This is a genomic window from Nocardioides eburneiflavus, from assembly GCF_004785795.1.
In the GTDB taxonomy this organism is placed as follows: Bacteria; Actinomycetota; Actinomycetes; order Propionibacteriales; family Nocardioidaceae; genus Nocardioides; species Nocardioides eburneiflavus.
This window is the reverse complement of record NZ_SRRO01000001.1, coordinates 795414-814093: the sequence shown is the minus strand read 5'-3', so window position 1 is coordinate 814093 and position 18680 is coordinate 795414. Positions and strand designations below refer to the sequence as shown.

Below are 18680 nucleotides of genomic sequence, written 5' to 3'. Positions count from 1 at the left end.
GCACCGCCCCTAGAGTCGACGCCATGGTCACCGCGTACGTCCTCGGCGGCGGCGGTGTCCTCGGCGCCGTCGAGGTCGGCATGCTGCGCGCGCTGCTCGAGCGTGACCTCGTCCCGGACCTGGTCCTCGGCACCAGCGTCGGTGCGCTCAACGGCGCGATGGTGGCCCGCCAGCCCGACCTCGGGGTCGTCGACCGGCTCACCGAGCTGTGGGCCGCGACCGCCGAGAGCCGCGACGTCTACCGCGACCGCCCGCTGCGCACGGTCCGCCGCGCGGTGTCCACCGGCACCCACATCTACTCCTCCCAGCCGCTGCGCACGCGCCTGGAGGCCGAGTTCGGCGCGACCCGCTTCGAGGACCTCCCGGTCCGGCTCGAGGTCTGCGCCGCGAGCATCGAGCGCGCCGCCGAGCACTGGTTCACCAGCGGCCCGATCGTGCCGGCGGTCCTCGCCAGCGCCGCCGTGCCCGGCCTCCTGCCGCCCGCCGAGGTCGACGGCGAGCACTTCCTCGACGGGGGCCTGGTCAACTCGATCCCGGTCGGTCGGGCGGTCGAGCTCGGTGCGACGCGCATCTTCGTGCTGCAGGTCGGGCGGATCGACCGGCCCCTGAAGGCGCCGACGCGTCCCTGGCAGGTCGCGCGGGTGAGCTTCGAGGTCGCCCGGCGGCACCGCTTCATGCGGGAGATGGCGTCCATCCCTGCCGGCGTCGAGGCGCACGTCCTCCCGGCCGCCGGCACCTCGGCGAGAGACGACTCGCTGCGCGCCCACCGCGCCTTCGCCAGCGTCCAGGGCCGGATCGACGCGACGTACGCCTCCTCGCGGGCCTACCTCGACGAGCACCTCGGCCGGGCATGAGCTCCCCCGCCGTCTGGGCCTTCCGCCGGGTGGTCGTCGCGCCCGCGGTGGTCGCCCTGACCGCGCTCATGTGGCTGACCCTCCCCGGCTGGCTGCTCGTGGCCGCGGCCCTCTCGCCCGTCCTGCCCGGCCGGTGGCGGGCCCTGCGTGTGCTGTGGCTGGTGCTGCTGTACGCCACCCTCGAGACCCTGCTGCTCGCGGTGCTGCTCGGCCTGTGGCTGGCGAGCGGCTTCGGCTGGCGGATCCGCTCGCCCTACTTCGCCGGGATCCACTACGACCTCGTGCAGGGCACGCTCATCGTGTTCTTCCGCGAGGCCAGGCGCGTGCTCGCGCTGCGCATCCGCACCGACGGCCCGCACCCGTCGCGGACCCCGGACGGTCCGGTGATCGTGATGTGCCGCCACGCCGGACCCGGCGACTCGTTCATGCTGATGTACGCGCTGCTGCACTGGTACCACCGCGAGCCGCGCGTGGTCCTCAAGAACACCCTTGCCTGGGACCCGGCCATCGACGTGATCCTCAACCGCGTCCCGGCGCGCTTCATCTCGCCGAACCCGGCCGCGGGCGAGGACCTGGAGGCGCAGATCGCGTCCCTCGCCACGGGCCTGGACGCCAACGACGCGTTCGTGATCTTCCCCGAGGGCGGCAACTTCACGCCCGCGCGCCGCGACCGGGCCATCGCCCGGCTCCGCAAGCTCGGCCTGGAGCGGATGGCGGTGCGCGCGGAGGAGATGGTGCACGTGCTTGCCCCCCGCCCCGGCGGCGTGCTGGCGGCGCTCGAGGCCGCTCCCGAGGCCGACGTGCTGATGGTGGCGCACACCGGGCTCGACCACCTGCTCACCGTCGGCGACCTCTGGCGCGAGCTGCCCATGGACAAGCAGATCACCATGCGCTGGTGGCAGGTCGCGCGGCAGGACATCCCCGCCGACCGGGAGGAGCGCATCGACTGGCTCTACGGCTGGTGGGAGCGGATCGACGCGTGGGTCGAGGAGCACCGGCCGGCCTGAGGCCGTACGTCCTCAGGACATGGCTCCGGGCGGTGTCCCAGCCACCTCCGCGACGTGCGGAACGTGGGTGGGACACCGCCCGGAGCGGCGTACGTGGGTCGCTACTTCTTCTTGGGCACGTCGTCGATGTCGATGACGTCTGCCGGGGCGTCGGGCGTGGTGGCCTCGTGCGCCTCCTCGACCGAGTCGCTGATCGCCTCGCCCGGCTCGCCGCCGCCGGTGTCGTCGGTCGTCGGCGGGTCGACGGTCACCACGTCGTCCGCGGTGACCTCGGGCGGCAGCGGGTCGGTGAGCGGGTCGCCGCCGGGGGCCGCGCTGGTGGTCGCCGGCGAGGCGGGCGTCGGGGGCGGGGTCGGAGCGGCGGCCGTGGCCGGCTTCGGCGCCGCCGGCGGCACGTAGGTCGACTGCCAGTTGGCCTCGGCGTCCTGCTTGGCCTTGAGCTTGTTGGCGATGACGCCGGCGAGCGCCAGGAGGCCGCCGAACAGCAGCAGCTTCTTGAGCTTCCCGCCCTTGGGCTCGGGCTCGACGCCGCGCAGCTCGTTGACCTTGGCCGCGGCGAGGTCACGCCCCTCGGCGGCGCGCTCGGAGGCGAGTGCTGCGGCCACGGCGGCCTTGTCGGCGGCGTTGGCTCGCGCCTCGGCCAGCAGCGGGGCGGCCTTCTCGCGGGCCTCGGCCGCCTTGGCCGCCGTCACCGCGGCACCCGCGGTGGCCGCCTCGGCGGCGCGCGTACGGCCCTCCTCGAACAACGGCTGCGCCTTGTCGCGAGCGTCGGAGAGGGCGGGCCCGGCCTTGTCGACGGCCTGCTCCCACGCAGACTCCAGCTGGGGGATGACGGTGTCGGTGACGGTCCCGGTGACCTGCTCGACATAGTCGTGGGCCCGGTCCATCAGGGACTTCTTGCGGCCGAACGGCATGCGTGACCTCCTCAGTCAGTGTGGTCCCATCTCACCACGGGCACCCTGACGCGACCAGCCCCGTCCGGGTGTGGGCGGCGCGTGGCAGGATCGTGTCGCACACAGACATCACTCGAGAGGCAACATCCCATGGCTGAGCCCAAGGCGACCCTGAAGACCAACCGGGGCGACATCGTCATCAACCTGTTCCCCCACCACGCGCCCGAGACGGTCGACAACTTCGTCGGTCTCGCCGAGGGCACCAAGGACTACCGCGACGACGCGGGCCGCACCGGGGAGAAGTACTACGACGGCCTCGGCTTCCACCGGGTCATCGACGGCTTCATGATCCAGGGCGGTTGCCCGCTCGGCACCGGCACCGGCGGCCCGGGCTACACCTTCAAGGACGAGATCCACCCCGAGCTCGTCTTCGACAAGCCCTACCTGCTCGCGATGGCCAACGCCGGCCCCGGCACCAACGGCTCGCAGTTCTTCATCACCGTCGGCGCCACCCCGTGGCTCAACCGCAAGCACACCATCTTCGGCGAGGTCGCCGACCAGTCCAGCCGCGACGTCGTCGACGCGATCGCCACGACCCCCACCGGTGCGATGGACCGCCCGGCGGAGCCCGTCGTCATCGAGTCGGTCACCATCGAGCGCTGACACCTGCCCGACCTGACCGACCCGCCGACCCGATGACCCAGCCGCCCGAGAGGCCGCAGGCGGACCCGGCCGCGGCCGGGGTGCCCACGTGCTACCGGCACCCCGACCGCGAGACCTGGATCCGCTGCCAGCGCTGTGACAAGCCGATCTGCCCCGACTGCATGCGCGACGCCGCGGTGGGCTTCCAGTGCCCCGACTGCGTCAAGCAGGCCAACAAGGGCTCGCGCCAGAACCGCGCCCTCTACGGCGGCGAGCGCAGCGTGGACCCGCGGCTGACGACCTACGTCATCATCGGCCTCAACGCCCTCGTCTGGCTGGCGATCACCGCGACCGGCGGCAGCCGCTCCCGTCTCGTGGAGCTGCTGGCGCTGCGGCCCAACGGCTACTGCGCCCCGGGCGACGGCTTCGTCTACGACCTGACCCACCCGCTCTGCACGACTCCGGGCGTCCGCGAGGCGGCCGGCGTGGCCGACGGTGCCTGGTGGCAGCTGATGACGAGTGTCTTCACGCACGTCGAGATCTGGCACCTGGCGCTCAACATGCTCGCCGTGTTCATCCTCGGGCCGATGCTCGAGGGCATCGTCGGCCGGACCCGGTTCCTCGCGGTCTACCTCGTCAGCGGGCTTGCCTCGTCGTCGCTGGTGATGTGGCTCAGCTTCGAGTACGGCGCGACGGTCGGCGCGTCGGGCGCGATCTTCGGCATCCTCGGCGCGCTGCTCGTCGCCGCCCGCAAGGCGCGGCTCAACGCGCAGTGGCTCGTCCAGAACCTCGTCCTCGGTGTGGTCATCACCGTGGTCGGCTGGCGCTTCATCTCGTGGCAGGGGCACCTCGGCGGCTTCCTCGGAGGCGTCGCCGCGGCGGCGATCATCGCGTACGCCCCGCAGGCGCGACGCTCCCTCGTGCAGTGGGTAGGGCTGGGCGCCCTCGCCGTCGTCCTCGTCGTGCTCGCGGTCGTGCGGGCCATGTCCCTGGCCTGAGACGCACGTCAGCGGCCCCCGTCCCCCGTCGTACGACGTGGTGGCGGGGGCCGAGCTTTACCCACAGGTGTGCACACAGCTGTGGACAACTACACCGGTGTAATTCTCCACAGGAGTTATCCCCAGTGTGGAAATCCGAGCAGGTGGTCGAACGATCCGGGGCGCGTACGGCGGGGCCCGCCACGCGCCCGAAATCGACTCGAGCGGTGAGAGAGACGCCTTCCCTTCCCCAGGAAGGCGCCTCACTCACCGCTCGAGGCGACGAATGGATCCGGCCCGATCACCGGGCCGGGGATGAACCTACTCCCACTTGGTGGCGAAGCTGAAGCCGACCGCCATGAAAGCGATGCCGACGACGAGGTTCCACTGGCCGAGGTCGTTGAAGATCCACAGGCTGGAGAGGTCGTCGGAGAAGACGTAGAAGGTGCAGATCCAGATCAGGCCCACCAGGAAGCAGCCCAGCATGCCTGCCACGACCCCGCGACCGCGACCCAGTGGGGTCGAGGGGTGGGCGGAGACCATCAGGCCGACCATGAGGAGCCCGAAGCCGATCACGTAGTTCCAGCGACCCAGGTCGGCGACGGCCTTGGGCGAGCCCTCGACCGGCGGGAACGCGAGCGGGTTGCCGCGCGCCTGTGCGTAGTAGAAGGCGAGCCAGGCGATACCGGCCACGATGAGCAGCAGGGCGATCAGGAACCTGGGAGTGAAGAGGCTGCTCTTCTCCTCGGTGGTGATCGTCTTGGACTTCGACACTGCTGCTCCTGTGGCTCGGATGGTCGGACCCGGCGAGTCACGGCGCCGGCCACGGGCGCCGGAGCGCCCGCCGGGGGGTTAGCGTAGTCGCCATGCCGCCCCCGTCCCACTCGTCCCCCGCGCGTCGCCGCGCCTGGCAGTTCGCGACACCCGTCGTCGTGCTGCTCATCGGGGTGCTCTTCGCGGTCAGCGCGGAGCAGAGCGACGGCCTCGACCTGCGCGGCGGCCGGCTCACCGACCTCGCGTCCGTCGTCCGCGCCGAGCGCGACGAGGCGGGCGACCTCACCGAGCAGGTCGCCACCCTCAACGCCGAGGTCGAGGAGCTCAGCACCCAGCTCGGCGACCGCTCCGTCGGGCGGGTCCAGGACGAGATCGCGACCCTCGTCGACCCCGCAGGCCTGACCGAGAAGGCCGGCACGGCCGTCCAGGTCACGCTCGACGACGCCTCCGAGGAGGCGCGCCTGGCCTACGAGGGCAACCCCAACGACCTCGTCGTGCACCAGCAGGACATCCAGGCGGTCGCCAACGCGATGTGGAACGCCGGCGCGGAGGCCGTCACCATCCAGGGCCAGCGGCTGATCTCCACGACCGGCATCAAGTGCGAGGGCAACCAGGTCACCCTCCATGGCCTGCCCTACTCACCGCCCTACGTCATCGTCGGCATCGGCGACCCGGCCCGCCTCGAGGCCGAGCTGACCACCGACCCGATCCTCGCGACCTACCGCGACTACACCCAGATCCCCGGCGGCAGCGTGTCGTGGGACATGGTCGCGCTCGACACGGCGGTCGCGCCGGCCTACACCGGCCTGCTCGACCTCACGTACGCCACCCCGATGACCGACTGACCGGCCACCGGCGTCACGGGACCGGAGTCTCGGTCGGGGTCTCGGTGGGCGTCTCGGTGGGGAGGGTCTCGGTCGGCGTCTCGGTCGGGACCTCGGGCACCTCGGGCTCCTCGTAGGCGGAGACGAAGATGGTGATCGTGCTGCCCTGGTCGGCGGTGCCGCCGGACGGGATGATCTGGTCCACGACCGTCCCCTTGGGCTCCGTGGACGCCGGGTCGGTGCGTACGTCGGGGACGAAGCCCGCCTCGCGGATGGCCCGCTCGGCCTCGCGCTGCTGGAGCCCGCGGACGTCGGGGACCTGTTCGGGGCCGTCGGAGAACACGATGGTCACGGTGGTGCCCTCGGCCACCGAGGTCCCGGCGGCGGGGGCCGTGCTCAGGACCTGGAAGCGCGGCTCGTCGGAGTCCTCCTCCTGGAACCGCACCTTCAGCCCCTGGTCGAGCATCGCGGCGCGGGCCTCCTTGCGGAGCGTGCCGACGACGAACGGGACCTCGACCTCGGGCCGGCCCAGCGAGAGCACGAAGTCGATCGAGCTGCCGGGGTCGATGAAGACGTCACGGGCGGGGTCCTGCGAGATGACCGTGTCCGCCTCGACGGTCTCGGACGTCTCGCGGGTGATCCGGCCGACCCGGAAGCCCGCGTCGGCGATCTCGAGGCGTGCCTCCTCCTCGGTGAGGCCGACGAGGTTGGGAACCTGGTCACGCTCGGGCGCCTCCTCGAAGAGCATCCCGTTGAGCAGGTAGGCGCCGCCGGCCAGGAGTGCGAGCAGCAGGAGGCCGCCGACGATCCAGAGCGCCGTACGGCTGCGGGAGGGCTCGTCGCGTCGCGGGGGCGGGGACGCCGCCATCGTCGAGGTCGCGTCGGTCGGCGGGACCGGGGGTACGTACTGGGTGTCCGCGGGCGGCGGCACGACCGCCGGGGCCTGGATCGGGTGGCCGGACAGGTAGCGCTCGATGTCGGCCTTCATCGCCGCGGCGCTCTGGTAGCGGTCCTCGACGCGCTTGGCGAGCGACTTCATCACGATCGCGTCGATCTCGGGGTCGAGCTGGTCGTCGAGGTCGGACGGTGGCGAGGCCTGCTCGCGCACGTGCTGGTAGGCCACGGCCACGGGGCTGTCGCCGACGAACGGCGGCCGGCCGGTGAGGAGCTCGTAGAGCAGGCAGCCGGTCGAGTACACGTCGGAGCGGGAGTCGACGGTCTCGCCGCGGGCCTGCTCGGGCGAGAGGTACTGCGCGGTGCCGACGACGGCCGCGGTCTGGGTCATCGTGGAGGAGGCGTCGGAGATGGCCCGGGCGATGCCGAAGTCCATCACCTTCACGTCGCCCGACGGCGTGAGCATCACGTTGCCGGGCTTGATGTCGCGGTGGATGATGCCCGCGCGGTGGCTGTAGTCGAGCGCCGACAGCACGCCGGCGGTGATCTCCAGCGCCCGCTCGGGCAGGATCTTGCGGCCCTCGCGGAGGATGTCGCGGAGCGTACGGCCCTCGACGCACTCCATCACGATGTAGGGCTGGGCGACGCCCGAGCCGTCGGTGGCCATCTCCTCGCCGGTGTCGTAGGTCGACACGATCGCGGGGTGGTTGAGGGACGCCGAGGACTGGGCCTCGCGGCGGAACCGGGCCTGGAAGGTGGCGTCGCTGGCGAGGTCGGTGCGCAGGCGCTTGACCGCGACCGTACGGCCCAGGCGCTGGTCCTTGCCCTTGCGGACCTCGGCCATGCCGCCACGTCCGAGGAGCTCGCCGAGCTCGTAGCGGCCGCCGATCAGTGTCGGCTCCGACTGCGTCATCCCTCGCTGCCACCTTCCTCGTCGTCCTGCTGCCCCGGCGGGACCTTCCCCCAGTAGCTGACCGTCACCTGGTCGCCCTCCTGCAGGGTGCCACTGGGCTCCACCGACTCCACGACGTCGTCGGGCTGGTCGCCCGGGTTGTCGAGCTTGACGCCGACCGGCTCGAGGCCGAGGTCGCGCAGCTCCTTCTCGACGTCCTTGCGGTCGCGACCCACGTAGGCCGCCGGGTCGACCTCCACCGTGCCGGCTTCCGGCTCGGTCTCCGTGGGCGTCTCCGTGGGTGTCTCGGTCGGCGTCTCGGTGGGTGTCTCGGTGGGCGTGTCGCTGGGGGTCTCCGACGGGGACTGGCTCGGGGACGAGGTCTCGTCGTCGCTCGACGCGGCCGGGTCGGTGTCGCCACGGGTGCCCAGCCAGACCGCGACCAGCACCGCGACCAGCACGGCGGCGAGGCCGAGGACCAGCGGCCAGGGCGTCGTACGGCGCGACGTCGATGCAGGAGTCGGCGCGGGGGGAGGCGCGGGAGCCGGGCGAGCCGCGGGCATGACCTGCGTCGAGCTCGCCGCGGCGGCGACCGCCGGTGCCGCGACGGTGGCTGCGCCCGCTGCGCTCCCGGCAGCGGAAGTGGGGTCGCGGAGGGCCCGGGCGAAGGCCGTGCCGTCGGCGAAGCGGTCCTCGGGAGCCTTGGCCAGACCCCGGCGTACGACGGCCGCGAGGTCCGCGGGCACGGCCTCGGGCAGCTCGGGGACAGGGTTGCGCAGGTGCGCGATGGCGGTCGCGACCGCGCTGTCCGCGACGTAGGGCTTGCGCCCGGCCAGGCACTCGTAGGCCACGACGGCGAGGGAGTAGACGTCGGACGCGGCGGTCGCCCTGCCGCCCTCGGCCTGCTCGGGCGAGATGTAGGCGGGGGTGCCCATCACCTCGCCGGTCTGCGTGAGCGCCATGCCCTCGGCCGCGCGGGCGATGCCGAAGTCGGTGACCTTGACCCGGCGGTCCGGGGTGACGAGGAGGTTGGCGGGCTTGACGTCGCGGTGCACGATGCCGGCCGCGTGGGCGACCCCGAGCGCGTCCGCGGCCTGGGCGAGGAGCGCCTGCGTGGCCGCGGGGTCGAGCGGGGCGGACGGACGCAGGAGCGCCGACAGCGGCTGGCCCTCCACGAGCTCCATGACCAGGTAGGGCCGCGGCGTGGCGGAACCGTCGTCGAGGGTGCCCTGGCCGTAGTCGAAGACCGCGGCGATTCCCGGGTGGTGGAGCGCGGCGGCGTGCCGGGCCTCGGTCTCGAAGCGGGTGCGGAAGAGGGCGTCGTCGGCGTACTCGCTCTTGAGCACCTTGACCGCGACCGACCGGTCGAGGACGGTGTCGCGCGCGGACCACACCTCGCCCATGCCGCCGGTGGCGATGCGGGACTCGAGGACGTAGCGACGGGCATCGTCGACGTGGCCGCCGGGAGCGAGGGCGGTCACTGGCCGATCACCGCCTCCATGACGGACTTGGCGATCGGGCCGCCGAGGCGCCCGCCACCGATCTCGTCCGGCGAGGTGTCGCTCGACTGGACGAGGACGGCGACGGCGACCTGGGGGTCGTCGGCCGGCGCGAAGGAGACGAACCAGGCGTACGGCGGCCGGTCGCCGCTGGACTGGGCGGTGCCGGTCTTGCCGGCGACGTCCATCCCGGGGATCTGCGCCGGCGTGGCTGTCCCCGACGCGACGGTGGCGACCATCATCTCGGTGAGCTCGTCGGCGGTGCTGCTCGAGATGGCCTTGCTGATGCTCTGCGGATCGGTCCGGTCGAGGACCGACAGGTTGGGCGCACGCACCTCGTCGACGACGTAGGGGCGCATCACGTCGCCGTCGTTGGCGATCGCCGCGGCCACCATCGCCATCTGCAGCGGCGTCGCGGTGACGCTCGACTGGCCGATGCCGGACATCGCCGTCTGCGGGGCGTCCATGTCGCGGGGGTAGAGCGACTCGGCCTGGCCGCCGAGGTCCTCCAGCGAGGTGGAGTTGAAGCCGAACGCCTCGGCCTGCTCGGCCATCGCCTCGGTGCCGAGCTCGTTGGCCAGGCTGAGGAAGGTCACGTTGCAGGACACCTGCAGGGCCTGCGTCATCGTGATCCGTCGACCGCCGCAGTTGCCGCCGTCGTAGTTGCCGATGGTCGTCTCGGACTGCGGCAGCTGGAAGCGGAAGCCGCCGGGGACCATCGACTCGGCGTCGTAGTTGCCGGACTCGATCGCCGCGGCCGCGGTCACGAGCTTGAACGTCGACCCCGGCGGGAGGGTCGTACCGATCCCGCGGTTGATGAGCGGCTCGCGCGGGTCGGCGTTGAGCTGCTCGCCCAGCTCGCCCACGGCCTCGAAGTCGTGGGAGGCGAAGTTGTTGGGGTCGAAGGTCGGCGTCGACACCATCGCGAGCACCCGGCCTGTGGTGGGCTCGAGTGCGACCACGGCGCCCTGCGCGTCACCGGGGAGCGCGTCCAGGCCCGCCCACGCTGCGTCCTGCGCCGCGGCGTCGACGGTGAGCTGGACGTTGCCGCCCTTGGGGTCGGTGTTGCTCAGCATGTCGACCAGACGCGTGACGAACAGGCGCGAGTCGTCGCCGGAGAGGACGGCGTTCTGCGAGCGCTCCACGCCCGTCTGCGTGAAGCGGGAGAAGTATCCGGTGATCGGGGCGTACTTGAGGGGCTGGGAGTAGGTGCGCTGGAACTTGTACTGGTCGTCGGACGGCACGCTGCGCGCGATCGCCTCCTTGCCGACCAGGATCGCGCCGCGCTCGCGGGAGTAGGCGGCGGTGATGATCCGGTTGTTGCGCGGGTCGTCGGACAGGCTGTCCGCGCGGACGTACATCAGGTAGGTGGCGTTGACGAGCAGCGCCATGAAGAGGACCAGGCAGAAGACCGAGACGACGCGGATGGGCTTGTTCATCTCAGCTTCACCACCTGGGTGCTCTCGCTGTCGGCGCTGGAGTCGTCGACGGGCTCGAGGCGGGGGGCGGGGCGGCGGGCCTGGTCGGAGACGCGCAGCAGCAGCGCCACCACGACCCAGTTGGCCACGAGCGAGGAGCCGCCGTAGGACAGGAACGGCGTGGTCAGGCCGGTCAGCGGGATGAGGCCGGTCACGCCGCCGATGACGACGAACACCTGCAGGGCGAAGATCGCCCCGAGGCCCACCGCCAGCAGCTTGCCGAAGCCGTCGCGCGAGATCAGCGCGATGCGCAGCGCCCGCTCCACGATGAGGCCGTAGCAGAGGATGATCGCCATCACCGCGGTCAGTCCGAGCTCCTCGCCGATGGTGGAGACGATGAAGTCGGAGTAGGCGAACGGGACCCGCTCGGGCAGCCCGTTGCCGAACCCGCGGCCGATCAGCCCGCCCCAGCCCATCCCGAACATCGCCTCGACGAGCTGGCCGCTGCCGGGGCTCGCGTCGTAGTAGTCCATCGGGCGGAGCCAGAAGTTGAAGCGGTTCTGCACGTTGCCGACGAACGTGTACGCCGCGAACGCGCCGGCCGCGAAGAGCACCGCCCCGACGACGAGCCAGCCCGGCCGCTCGGTGGCGACGTAGAGCATCACGAGGAACAGGCCGAAGAAGAGCAGCGACGAGCCGAGGTCGTTCTGCGCGACGAGGATCATCATCGAGACGCCGAACATCGCCAGGATCGGGCCGAGGTCGCGGCCGCGCGGCAGGTCGACGAAGACGACCCTCCGGCCGGCGAGGGCGAGGGCGTCGCGGTGGAGCACGAGGTAGCCGGAGAACGCGACGACCAGCAGCACCTTGGCGACCTCGCCGGGCTGGAAGCTGAAGCCGGCGACGCGGATCCAGATGTTGGCGCCGTTGATGGGCGTGCCGATCACCGGAAGGAAGGGCAGCAGCAGCAGGACGATGCCGGCGAGCCCGGACGTGTAGGTGAACCGCTGCAGCGAGCGGTGGTCGCGCAGCAGGAACAGTGCGCCGATGAACAGCAGCACGCCGAGCGTCATCCAGGTGAGCTGCTGGCGGGCGAAGGTGTGCTGGTCGAAGCCCTTCGCCTCGTAGGTGAGGTCCAGGCGCCGCAGCACCGCGAGCCCCAGGCCGTTGAGGGCCGCCACGAGGGGCAGCAGGACCGGGTCGGCGTACGGCGCCACGAGGCGGACCGTGACGTGCGCGGCGACGATGAGGGCGGTCAGCCACCCGCCGTAGCCGACGAGGTCGGCGGGCACCACACCCTCGACCCCGAGCCCGACGGCGGCGTAGGCGCCGATGCCGACCATCAGGGCGAGCACGAGCAGGAACAGCTCCGCGCCCCGGCGCCGCCGGTGCACGAAGCCCATCAGGGACCCGGTCTGACTCATCGTCTCGCCCCCGTCACTCTGAGCTGACGTCCTGGCGGCCGGCGTAGAGGTCGACGGTCACGCGGGCCTCGTCGAGGTCGCCGGCCTCGATGCCCTCGCGGACGGCCTCGGCGTCGATGTCGCTGAGCCGGTCGAGGTCGACGTCGGTGGTCTCGTAGGGGTGGGAGAGGGAGATGCCGGGGAGGTCGGCGTCGACACCGCGGAAGATCGCGACCCGGCCCTCGTGCTCGCCGACGTAGAACTGCTGCTGGCTCCACGACCAGCCCGCGGCGAGGACCACCCACGCCAGCCCGAGCAGCACCGCCGCGATCAGCAGCCGGCGCAGCACCGGGTGGCGGCCCGGCTCGCGCGGGGCGTAGCGGGCGGTCTCGGGGTCGATCGGGTCGGCGACGTAGGCGCCGGGCGGGACGTCGTCGGGCACCGCGGGGAGCTCGCCGGTGTCGCCGGAGCGGTGGCCGCGGAACAGCCCGCCGACAGCGCCGCCCACCCCGCCGCCGAGCGGCATCCGCCGCGGCAGGTCGGCGGCCGCGCCCACGAGCAGCGGCTGCAGGTCCTCGGGCGGCGCCTCGTCGGAGACGTCGGCGACGATGCAGGTGACGTTGTCGGTGCTGCCGGCCTCGAGGCTCGCGCGTACGAGCTCGACGGCGGCGAAGTCGGGAGTGCCGCTGGAGAGGATGTCGGCCATCTGCTCGTGGCTGAGGGTGCCGCACGCGCCGTCGCTGCACACGAAGACGCGGTCGCCGGCCTCGGCGGGGAACTCGAAGAGGTCGGGCTCCTCGTGGCGTACGCCGTCGAGGGCCTTGAGGATGAGGTTGCGGTGCGGGTGGGTCCGCGACTGCTCCTCGGTGATGCGGCCCTCGTCTATCAGCGACTGGACGAAGGTGTGGTCGTGGGTGAGCTGGCGCAGCTCGCCGCGACGGTAGAGGTAGGCCCGGCTGTCGCCGATGTGGCCGATGCCGAAGCGGGTGCCGTCGAAGAGCGCGACCGTCGCCGTGGTGGACGTGCCGTTGAGGTCGGGGTCCTCCTCGACGAGCTCGGCGATGCGGTCGTCGGCGCGGTGCACGGCGCCCGCGACCTGGCCGAGGATGTCGTCGTCGGGCTCCTGGTCGAGCTTGCGCAGCGCCTGCACGGCGGTGCTCGAGGCGAGGTCGCCGCGCACGGCGCCGCCGACGCCGTCGCACACCGTGAGCAGCCAGGGTCCGGCGTAGCCGCTGTCCTGGTTCTCGCGGCGCACCCGACCGACGTCGGAGATCGCGGAGTAGTGGAGGTACATCACTTCCGCAGCTCCAGGATGGTCTTGCCGACGCGGACCTGGACGCCGAGGCCGATGGTGGTGGGCTGGGTGATGCGAACCGGGCCGACGTAGGTGCCGTTGGTGGAGCCGAGGTCCTCCACGAACCACTCGTCCCCGCTGGCCGCGACCCGCGCGTGCCGGGTGGAGACGTAGTCGTCGTCGAGCTTGATCGCCGCGTCGCTGCCACGGCCGATCAGGAGCGGGGCGTCGGCGAGCTCGGCGCGGGTGCCGGCCTCGGCGCCCTCGACCACCAGCAGGTGGGTGGGCGCGCCGCGCCGGGGCTTGCGGGGCTTGGCGTTGGCCTTGCGACCGGTCGGTGCCGGGGCGCCGCCGCGGGCGGTCTCGGGGACCCGCGCGCCGAACATGTCGGAGCGGATCACCGAGATCGCTGACAGCACGAAGATCCAGAGGATGGCCAGGAAGGCCACCCGGATCAGGAACAGGGTGAGCTCAGACATTCCAGCCCCCGGCCTCGTCGCGTCCGCCGTCGATGCGCACCGTCATCTCGGTGTGGCCGATCTTGATGGTCGACCCGTCGCGCAGCCGCGCGCGGGGCACCTTGGTGCCGTCGACCAGGATGCCGTTGGTGGAGCCGAGGTCGACCGCCTCGACGCCGTCGATGCTGACCTCGAGCTCGAGGTGACGCCGGCTGACGCCGGGGTCGTTGATCCGCAGGTCGGCCTCGGTGCCGCGGCCGATCACCAGGCCCGGTGGCCGGAGCGGGTGGCGGGTGCCGTTGACCTCGAGCGTGGCGTGGGAGGAGCGCGTACGGGTGCGCTGGTCGTTGTCGGTCACGCTCGCCTGCGCCTTGGAGCGGATCCGGAATCGACCGGTGGTGAGGTCGTCGGCCGACTCGAACGCGATGCTGACCGGACCGGTGAAGACGTAGCCCTGGGCGTCGGCGTGGTCCTGGAGCTGGTCGACGAGGTCCTGCTCGAGCGCGCGGCCGAGGCCGACGATGCGGTCGAGGTCGGTGCTGGACAGCTCGACGTGGAAGTCGTTGGGCACCAGCCGGCGCTGGCGGCTGAGCACCTGGGCGTTGTTGTCGCACTCGCGCTGGAGGGCCGCGGCGATCTCGACGGGTTGCACGGCGCTGCGGAACGCGCGGGCGAAGACGCCGGAGATGACGGTCTCCAGCCGGTGCTCGAATCGCTGCAGCGGGTTCATCGTCAGGCCTCCTCTCGTCGCGCTGGGGTCGCACCGTCGTGGTGGGCAGGCTGCACAGACCGCCCGGCCGGTGCCGCCGAGCGTACCGGCCGCCGGTCCGTGCGCGCGGGTGCCGCCCCGTCGTCGGGGTGAGGGCGACCGGGCGATTGGGAGGGCGCGTCGGGCGTGGGGTAGCCTGAGCCCGCTTCTGGCGCGAGTGGCGGAATAGGCAGACGCGCACGGTTCAGGTCCGTGTGTCCGAAAGGACGTGGGGGTTCAACTCCCCCCTCGCGCACCACCTCGAAGGCCCCGGACACCGTCCGGGGCCTTCGCGCATCTCGTGGCGGTCAGTTGCGACGTCACGCCCCGGGGAAGCTGATGGACTCCACCATCCGGGTGAGCTGGGAGACGGTGCCCGGCGAGGTGTCGGGGAAGTACTCGGTCACGACCACCACGCGGTGGCCGTCGACGTCGAGGACCCACACCTCCCAGGTGTTGCTGGGACCCTGGGCGAAGAAGCCGGGGTCCCACGGGCGCCACTCGTGGCAGCGGCCGAGGTCGGCCGGTGCCCGGACCGTGAAGTAGCGCCCACGCGCACCGCCGACCTCCGTGTCCACCGGAGCTGGGCCGCGGTACCACTCCTGGGCGGTGACCGCGTCGACGAAGTCGTCCACCCCGGGCCCGACCGCGACGTCGGGGAGCTGGTGGGACGTCGACAGGCACGGGTCGGTCTGCACACCGACGGTGTTGCTCGTCCAGCCCAGGACGAGAGCAGCATCCTCGGTGCCTGTGGTGGTGGGAGTGATCACCGGGAAGCCGGCCATGCGCGCCCACCCCTCCGGCACGGTCACCTCGAGGGCGATCGGCGGCGGAGCCGGTACGCCGGCGGGGCAGGCGATCGGGTCGTCCTCCACTCCTTCGCAGTCCACGCTCACGACGAACTCGTAGCGCCCCGGGTCGAGCGGGCCGTCCGGGAGCGGGACCGCGCCGGTCGGTGCCGGCGACCCTTCCCCGCTGGTCGCCGGTGTATCCGCGGTGTCCGAGGAGACGTCGTCACTCGCACAACCGGCCAGCAACGCCGCGGCGACCAGCGTCGCCCAGGCCGGCACCGCGGACCTCCTGAGATCGGCCGTCCACCTCATGGCTACCTCCTCGCAGGACTTGTCACACAGTCTGAACCCGGGCGCCGTCGCTGGAGGTTGGGCTGACCAGACCACCCCGGCCCGTGGTGCGGGGCTGTTGGCGCATGATCGAGGGGTGGCCGAGGCGAGCGACTCCCCGACGGAGGACGTGCGATGGCTGGTGGTCGACGGCCGGCGCTGGCGGCGCACGGACCCGGCGATCCCGCCCGACGCCCTTGCGCGGCTGAAGTCCCACCTCGGACGCGGCCGGTCGGGCGTACGCACCGCGGCCTCCGACGCCGAGCTGGAGGCGACCCGGCACCGGACCCAGCTGGCCAAGGTCGGCCTCGGCGAGCGGGGCACGCCGTGGTGGGAGCAGACCGAAGCCGAGCGGAGGGAGCGGTGGGAGTCGGCGCTGGCGGAGCTGGACGCCCTCGACGAGTGAGGCCGTCGGCCGCACAGGTCCGGGGGGCGAGCTCCCCTCGCGCAGCGTCCTCAGCCTGCGGGGGACAGTGGCGGCACCGCGGCCGGCAGCCCGCGGTGGTCGGTGTGCGCCTCGAAGCCGGACGCGATCGAGATCAGCGTGGCCTCGTCGAACGCGCGACCGAGCAGCTCCAGGCCGACCGGCAGGCCGTCGGACGCGAAGCCGGCCGGCATCGCCAGCGCCGGCAGGCCCGCGATGGTCGCGGGACCGCAGGCGAAGTGCCCGGAGTCGTCATCCTGGTCGGGCCTCACGATGACACTCGCGGTCGTCGCGCTGACGGGGTAGGCGACAGCGTCGACCCGGTGCCGGTCCATGACCGCCTCGAGGTCCCGTCGATACCCCATCCGGCCGGCGACCGCCTTCCGGTAGGCCCGGGTGGTGGGCTTCTCGCGACTGGCCCCTGGGTCGCCCACGAGCCGGGTCCACGCCCCTCGGGGCGCGGTGGGCTCCTTCGCCAGGTAGTCGGCAAGGCTCGACGGGAACTCCTCCAGCAGCGGATCCATGTCCTGGGCCGGCTCGGGCAGCGTGATGGGGACCAGCTCCGCGCCGTGGGCGACCATCACGTCGAGCGCGTCCTGAAGGACGCCGTCCAACTCGGTGCGGTAGTCGAACTCGAGGATGCCGACCCGCCGACCCTCCAGTCCTGCCGGGTCGAGCGCGTCGACGAGGGACGTCGTCGTGGGCACGGTCGCCGGGTCCTCGGGGTCCTCGCCGGCGGTGATGTCGACGAGGATCGCCAGGTCCCCCACGGTGCGCGCCATCGGACCCAGCTCGTCGAGGGATGTCGAGAAGGGAAGCGCCCCTGCACGCGACGACAGGCCGTGCGTCGGGCGCAGGCCGTAGACGTTGTTCAGGCCCGCGGGGTGGCGGACGGACCCGCAGGTGTCCTGCCCGAGACCCGCCGCGGCGAAGTTCGCCGCCACCGCGACCGCGGTGCCGCCGCTCGATCCGCCGGGCTCCCGGCTGGTGTCGTACGGGCTCAGGGTCTGGCCGCCGAGCGTCGAGTAGGAGTTGGAGCTCTGGGTCAGCTCGGCGAGGTTCGTCTTGGCGAGGATGATCGCGCCCGCCTCGCGCAGCTTGCGGACCTGGAAGGCGTCCCGGGCCGGCCGGAAGTGCTCGAGGACGGGGCTGCCGGACGTCGTCGGCATCTCGACGGTGTCGATGTTGTCCTTCACCACCAGGGGGATGCCGTGCAGCGGCCCGCGTGGCCCCGAGGCGGCGCGCTCGGAGTCGAGCGCCACGGCCTCGGCGCGCGCCCGTGGGTTGATCGAGATCAGGGCGTTCAGCTGGGGTCCGTCGTCGTCGTATGCCTCGATCCGCGCGAGGAAGTGGTCGACCAGGTCGACCGAGCTGACCCGACCGTTCCGCATGGCACGTTGCAGCTCCGCGATGGTGGCGTCCATCGGGAACGGCACGTCCCCGGTGATCACCGTGCTCGGCGAAGGATCGGCCGTCACCGTCGTGCTCGGCTCACTCGTCGCGGACGAGTCGGTCGGCGAGTCCGTGGGCGCGGTGCGGGGCGCGGAGTCGGTGCACCCAGCGAGGGCAACGATCAGGACGCTGACGACGATGGATGTGGCTGCTCGGTGCATGGCTCCTCCTGGCTTCGTCACCGTGTGAACCGGACGGACCGGGCCATGGCACGCAGCTCGGCCTCGATGTCCGTCGGTGTCTCCGGGAAGTACTGGGTCATGACGACCACGCGAACGCCGTCGACGTCCATGACCCAGAGGTCCCACCGGTTCGACGGACCCTGCGCGTAGGGCGAGGGCTCCCAGGGGCGCCACTCCTCGCAATCGTTCAGGTCCTCCGGTCCGAGCAGTGAGAAGAAGGTGCCGCGGTGCTTCCCGAGCCTGACGGGCGAGGGCTCGCCGCTGTCGATCAGCGGGTGCGCCGTCACGGCGTCGACGAAGTCGTCGACCGACGGGCCGATCGGGGTGTCGGTCTCCTGGTGCGAGACTTGGGAGCAGGGCTGCGAGTTCAGGCCCACCCACCAGTTGGTCCAACCCAGCACGAGGGCCGGATCGCTGGGACTCGAGGTGTCCCGGCCCGCGGCCGGGAAGAGGGAGACGAGCTCCGTCGCGGCGGTCCAGCCCGCGGGAACGGTCACCTCCAGGGTCGGCAGGGCCGGTTTCTCGTCCGCTGGGCAGTCCAGGTCACAGGTGTTCAGCACCGCCATCCGGTAGCGCCCCGGGGTCACGGGACCGTCCTCGAGCTCGGGCACCCCCGTCGGGGCGGCGCTGGTCGGCTGGCTCGAGGACCCCAGCGCCGGTGGGGTGGCGCGCGCCGGAGCAGGCTGGGTGTCACGGTCGGCCCCACAGCCGCCCAGGAGCAGGGACGCCGCCACAGCGAGCAGGTACGCCGCGCGCGAGACCGCGCAACCGCGTGCCCTCCTGCAGCCGAGGGTCGAGCACGAGGTCGACGTGGTGCTCGACCAGGTCGTCGCCGACCGCAGTGCGCTCCTCCACGCCATGGGCCCCTCCTCCGCAGATGTGTCTCCATGACTGGAACGCCACATCGACCCCCTGTGGGTTGGG

At 72.3% G+C, this 18680-nt stretch carries 18 protein-coding genes and 1 tRNA gene; 7 read left to right on the top strand and 12 right to left on the bottom strand.

Translation table 11 applies throughout. The annotated features are described in order from the left end of the window. The first annotated feature begins 23 nt into the window (after positions 1-23). Together EXE59_RS03865 and EXE59_RS03860 are read left to right on the top strand one after the other, a co-directional pair. Positions 24-854, top strand: a complete 831-nt coding sequence (locus EXE59_RS03865) for a patatin-like phospholipase family protein (RefSeq protein WP_135837717.1) — start codon at positions 24-26, stop codon at positions 852-854. Next, positions 851-1861, top strand: a complete 1011-nt coding sequence (locus EXE59_RS03860; RefSeq protein ID WP_135837716.1) for a 1-acyl-sn-glycerol-3-phosphate acyltransferase — start codon at positions 851-853, stop codon at positions 1859-1861. Before EXE59_RS03865 ends, EXE59_RS03860 begins: the two co-directional genes overlap by 4 nt. Positions 1862-1962: 101 nt before the next feature. On the opposite strand, the gene EXE59_RS03855 is transcribed toward EXE59_RS03860, so the two are convergent. After that, positions 1963-2775 (bottom strand): hypothetical protein, encoded by an 813-nt coding sequence (locus tag EXE59_RS03855; RefSeq protein WP_135837715.1) that lies wholly within the window; start codon positions 2773-2775, stop codon positions 1963-1965. A 129-nt stretch (positions 2776-2904) separates the two neighbouring features. On the opposite strand from EXE59_RS03855, the gene EXE59_RS03850 reads away from it, so the two are divergent. Together EXE59_RS03850 and EXE59_RS03845 are read left to right on the top strand one after the other, a co-directional pair. Further along, positions 2905-3417, top strand: coding sequence for a peptidylprolyl isomerase (locus tag EXE59_RS03850; protein ID WP_135837714.1), 513 nt, complete (start codon positions 2905-2907; stop codon positions 3415-3417). Positions 3418-3449: 32 nt separating this feature from the next. Next, complete coding sequence (locus tag EXE59_RS03845; protein WP_135837713.1) at positions 3450-4394, top strand: rhomboid family intramembrane serine protease; 945 nt, start codon at positions 3450-3452, stop codon at positions 4392-4394. A gap of 300 nt (positions 4395-4694) precedes the next feature. On the opposite strand, the gene EXE59_RS03840 is transcribed toward EXE59_RS03845, so the two are convergent. After that, entirely contained in the window at positions 4695-5147 is a 453-nt protein-coding gene (locus EXE59_RS03840) for a cell division protein CrgA (protein WP_135837712.1), read from the bottom strand. Positions 5148-5239: 92 nt separating this feature from the next. Between EXE59_RS03840 and EXE59_RS03835 the strand changes: the two genes are divergently transcribed. Beyond that, a complete protein-coding gene (locus tag EXE59_RS03835) occupies positions 5240-5992 on the top strand; it encodes a DUF881 domain-containing protein (RefSeq protein WP_135837711.1) in 753 nt (250 codons plus the stop codon). Positions 5993-6005: 13 nt separating this feature from the next. Here EXE59_RS03835 and pknB read toward each other — a convergent pair whose 3' ends face one another. Genes pknB through EXE59_RS03800 form a run of 7 tightly spaced genes read right to left on the bottom strand, consistent with a single transcriptional unit; the run spans position 6006 to position 14559 of the window. Continuing rightward, on the bottom strand, positions 6006-7778 hold the full coding sequence (gene pknB, locus EXE59_RS03830; protein WP_135837710.1) for a Stk1 family PASTA domain-containing Ser/Thr kinase: 1773 nt from the start codon (positions 7776-7778) through the stop codon (positions 6006-6008). Beyond that, positions 7775-9238, bottom strand: coding sequence for a serine/threonine-protein kinase (locus tag EXE59_RS03825; RefSeq protein WP_135837709.1), 1464 nt, complete (start codon positions 9236-9238; stop codon positions 7775-7777). Before EXE59_RS03825 ends, pknB begins: the two co-directional genes overlap by 4 nt. After that, the gene (locus EXE59_RS03820) at positions 9235-10695 is read right to left on the bottom strand and encodes a peptidoglycan D,D-transpeptidase FtsI family protein (protein WP_135837708.1); all 1461 of its coding nucleotides are present in this window, start codon (positions 10693-10695) and stop codon (positions 9235-9237) included. Before EXE59_RS03820 ends, EXE59_RS03825 begins: the two co-directional genes overlap by 4 nt. After that, positions 10692-12098, bottom strand: a complete 1407-nt coding sequence (locus tag EXE59_RS03815) for an FtsW/RodA/SpoVE family cell cycle protein (protein WP_135837707.1) — start codon at positions 12096-12098, stop codon at positions 10692-10694. The genes EXE59_RS03820 and EXE59_RS03815 overlap by 4 nt, the downstream gene beginning before the upstream one ends. Before the next feature lie 13 nt (positions 12099-12111). Then, positions 12112-13371, bottom strand: coding sequence for a PP2C family protein-serine/threonine phosphatase (locus tag EXE59_RS03810; protein WP_135841101.1), 1260 nt, complete (start codon positions 13369-13371; stop codon positions 12112-12114). Further along, a complete protein-coding gene (locus tag EXE59_RS03805; protein ID WP_135837706.1) occupies positions 13371-13850 on the bottom strand; it encodes an FHA domain-containing protein FhaB/FipA in 480 nt (159 codons plus the stop codon). Before EXE59_RS03805 ends, EXE59_RS03810 begins: the two co-directional genes overlap by 1 nt. Then, positions 13843-14559: an FHA domain-containing protein gene (locus tag EXE59_RS03800; RefSeq protein WP_129455846.1), complete on the bottom strand. Its 717-nt coding sequence runs from the start codon at positions 14557-14559 to the stop codon at positions 13843-13845. The genes EXE59_RS03805 and EXE59_RS03800 overlap by 8 nt, the downstream gene beginning before the upstream one ends. 190 nt (positions 14560-14749) lie before the next feature. On the opposite strand from EXE59_RS03800, the gene EXE59_RS03795 reads away from it, so the two are divergent. After that, positions 14750-14836, top strand: a tRNA-Leu gene (locus tag EXE59_RS03795). Positions 14837-14897: 61 nt separating this feature from the next. On the opposite strand, the gene EXE59_RS03790 is transcribed toward EXE59_RS03795, so the two are convergent. Further along, entirely contained in the window at positions 14898-15680 is a 783-nt protein-coding gene (locus tag EXE59_RS03790; protein WP_135837705.1) for a hypothetical protein, read from the bottom strand. Positions 15681-15795: 115 nt separating this feature from the next. Here EXE59_RS03790 and EXE59_RS03785 point away from each other — a divergent pair, with 115 nt between their 5' ends. Continuing rightward, positions 15796-16104, top strand: a complete 309-nt coding sequence (locus tag EXE59_RS03785; RefSeq protein ID WP_135837704.1) for a biopolymer transporter Tol — start codon at positions 15796-15798, stop codon at positions 16102-16104. A gap of 50 nt (positions 16105-16154) precedes the next feature. Here EXE59_RS03785 and EXE59_RS03780 read toward each other — a convergent pair whose 3' ends face one another. Together EXE59_RS03780 and EXE59_RS03775 are read right to left on the bottom strand one after the other, a co-directional pair. Further along, positions 16155-17735, bottom strand: coding sequence for an amidase (locus tag EXE59_RS03780; RefSeq protein ID WP_135837703.1), 1581 nt, complete (start codon positions 17733-17735; stop codon positions 16155-16157). 17 nt (positions 17736-17752) lie between these two features. Continuing rightward, the gene (locus EXE59_RS03775; RefSeq protein ID WP_135837702.1) at positions 17753-18616 is read right to left on the bottom strand and encodes a hypothetical protein; all 864 of its coding nucleotides are present in this window, start codon (positions 18614-18616) and stop codon (positions 17753-17755) included. Between the last annotated feature and the right edge of the window lie 64 nt (positions 18617-18680).

Excerpts from the sequence above, each read along its gene's own strand:
- EXE59_RS03810 (WP_135841101.1), bottom strand. The coding sequence starts at position 13,371 with ATGTACCTCCACTACTCCGCGATCTCCGACGTCGGTCGGGTGCGCCGC.
- EXE59_RS03805 (WP_135837706.1), bottom strand. The coding sequence starts at position 13,850 with ATGTCTGAGCTCACCCTGTTCCTGATCCGGGTGGCCTTCCTGGCCATC.
- EXE59_RS03860 (WP_135837716.1), top strand. The coding sequence starts at position 851 with ATGAGCTCCCCCGCCGTCTGGGCCTTCCGCCGGGTGGTCGTCGCGCCC.
- EXE59_RS03865 (WP_135837717.1), top strand. The coding sequence starts at position 24 with ATGGTCACCGCGTACGTCCTCGGCGGCGGCGGTGTCCTCGGCGCCGTC.
- EXE59_RS03850 (WP_135837714.1), top strand. The coding sequence starts at position 2,905 with ATGGCTGAGCCCAAGGCGACCCTGAAGACCAACCGGGGCGACATCGTC.
- EXE59_RS03835 (WP_135837711.1), top strand. The coding sequence starts at position 5,240 with ATGCCGCCCCCGTCCCACTCGTCCCCCGCGCGTCGCCGCGCCTGGCAG.
- EXE59_RS03845 (WP_135837713.1), top strand. The coding sequence starts at position 3,450 with ATGACCCAGCCGCCCGAGAGGCCGCAGGCGGACCCGGCCGCGGCCGGG.
- EXE59_RS03790 (WP_135837705.1), bottom strand. The coding sequence starts at position 15,680 with ATGAGGTGGACGGCCGATCTCAGGAGGTCCGCGGTGCCGGCCTGGGCG.
- EXE59_RS03800 (WP_129455846.1), bottom strand. The coding sequence starts at position 14,559 with ATGAACCCGCTGCAGCGATTCGAGCACCGGCTGGAGACCGTCATCTCC.
- pknB (WP_135837710.1), bottom strand. The coding sequence starts at position 7,778 with ATGACGCAGTCGGAGCCGACACTGATCGGCGGCCGCTACGAGCTCGGC.
- EXE59_RS03780 (WP_135837703.1), bottom strand. The coding sequence starts at position 17,735 with ATGCACCGAGCAGCCACATCCATCGTCGTCAGCGTCCTGATCGTTGCC.
- EXE59_RS03820 (WP_135837708.1), bottom strand. The coding sequence starts at position 10,695 with ATGAACAAGCCCATCCGCGTCGTCTCGGTCTTCTGCCTGGTCCTCTTC.
- EXE59_RS03775 (WP_135837702.1), bottom strand. The coding sequence starts at position 18,616 with ATGGCGTGGAGGAGCGCACTGCGGTCGGCGACGACCTGGTCGAGCACC.
- EXE59_RS03855 (WP_135837715.1), bottom strand. The coding sequence starts at position 2,775 with ATGCCGTTCGGCCGCAAGAAGTCCCTGATGGACCGGGCCCACGACTAT.
- EXE59_RS03815 (WP_135837707.1), bottom strand. The coding sequence starts at position 12,098 with ATGAGTCAGACCGGGTCCCTGATGGGCTTCGTGCACCGGCGGCGCCGG.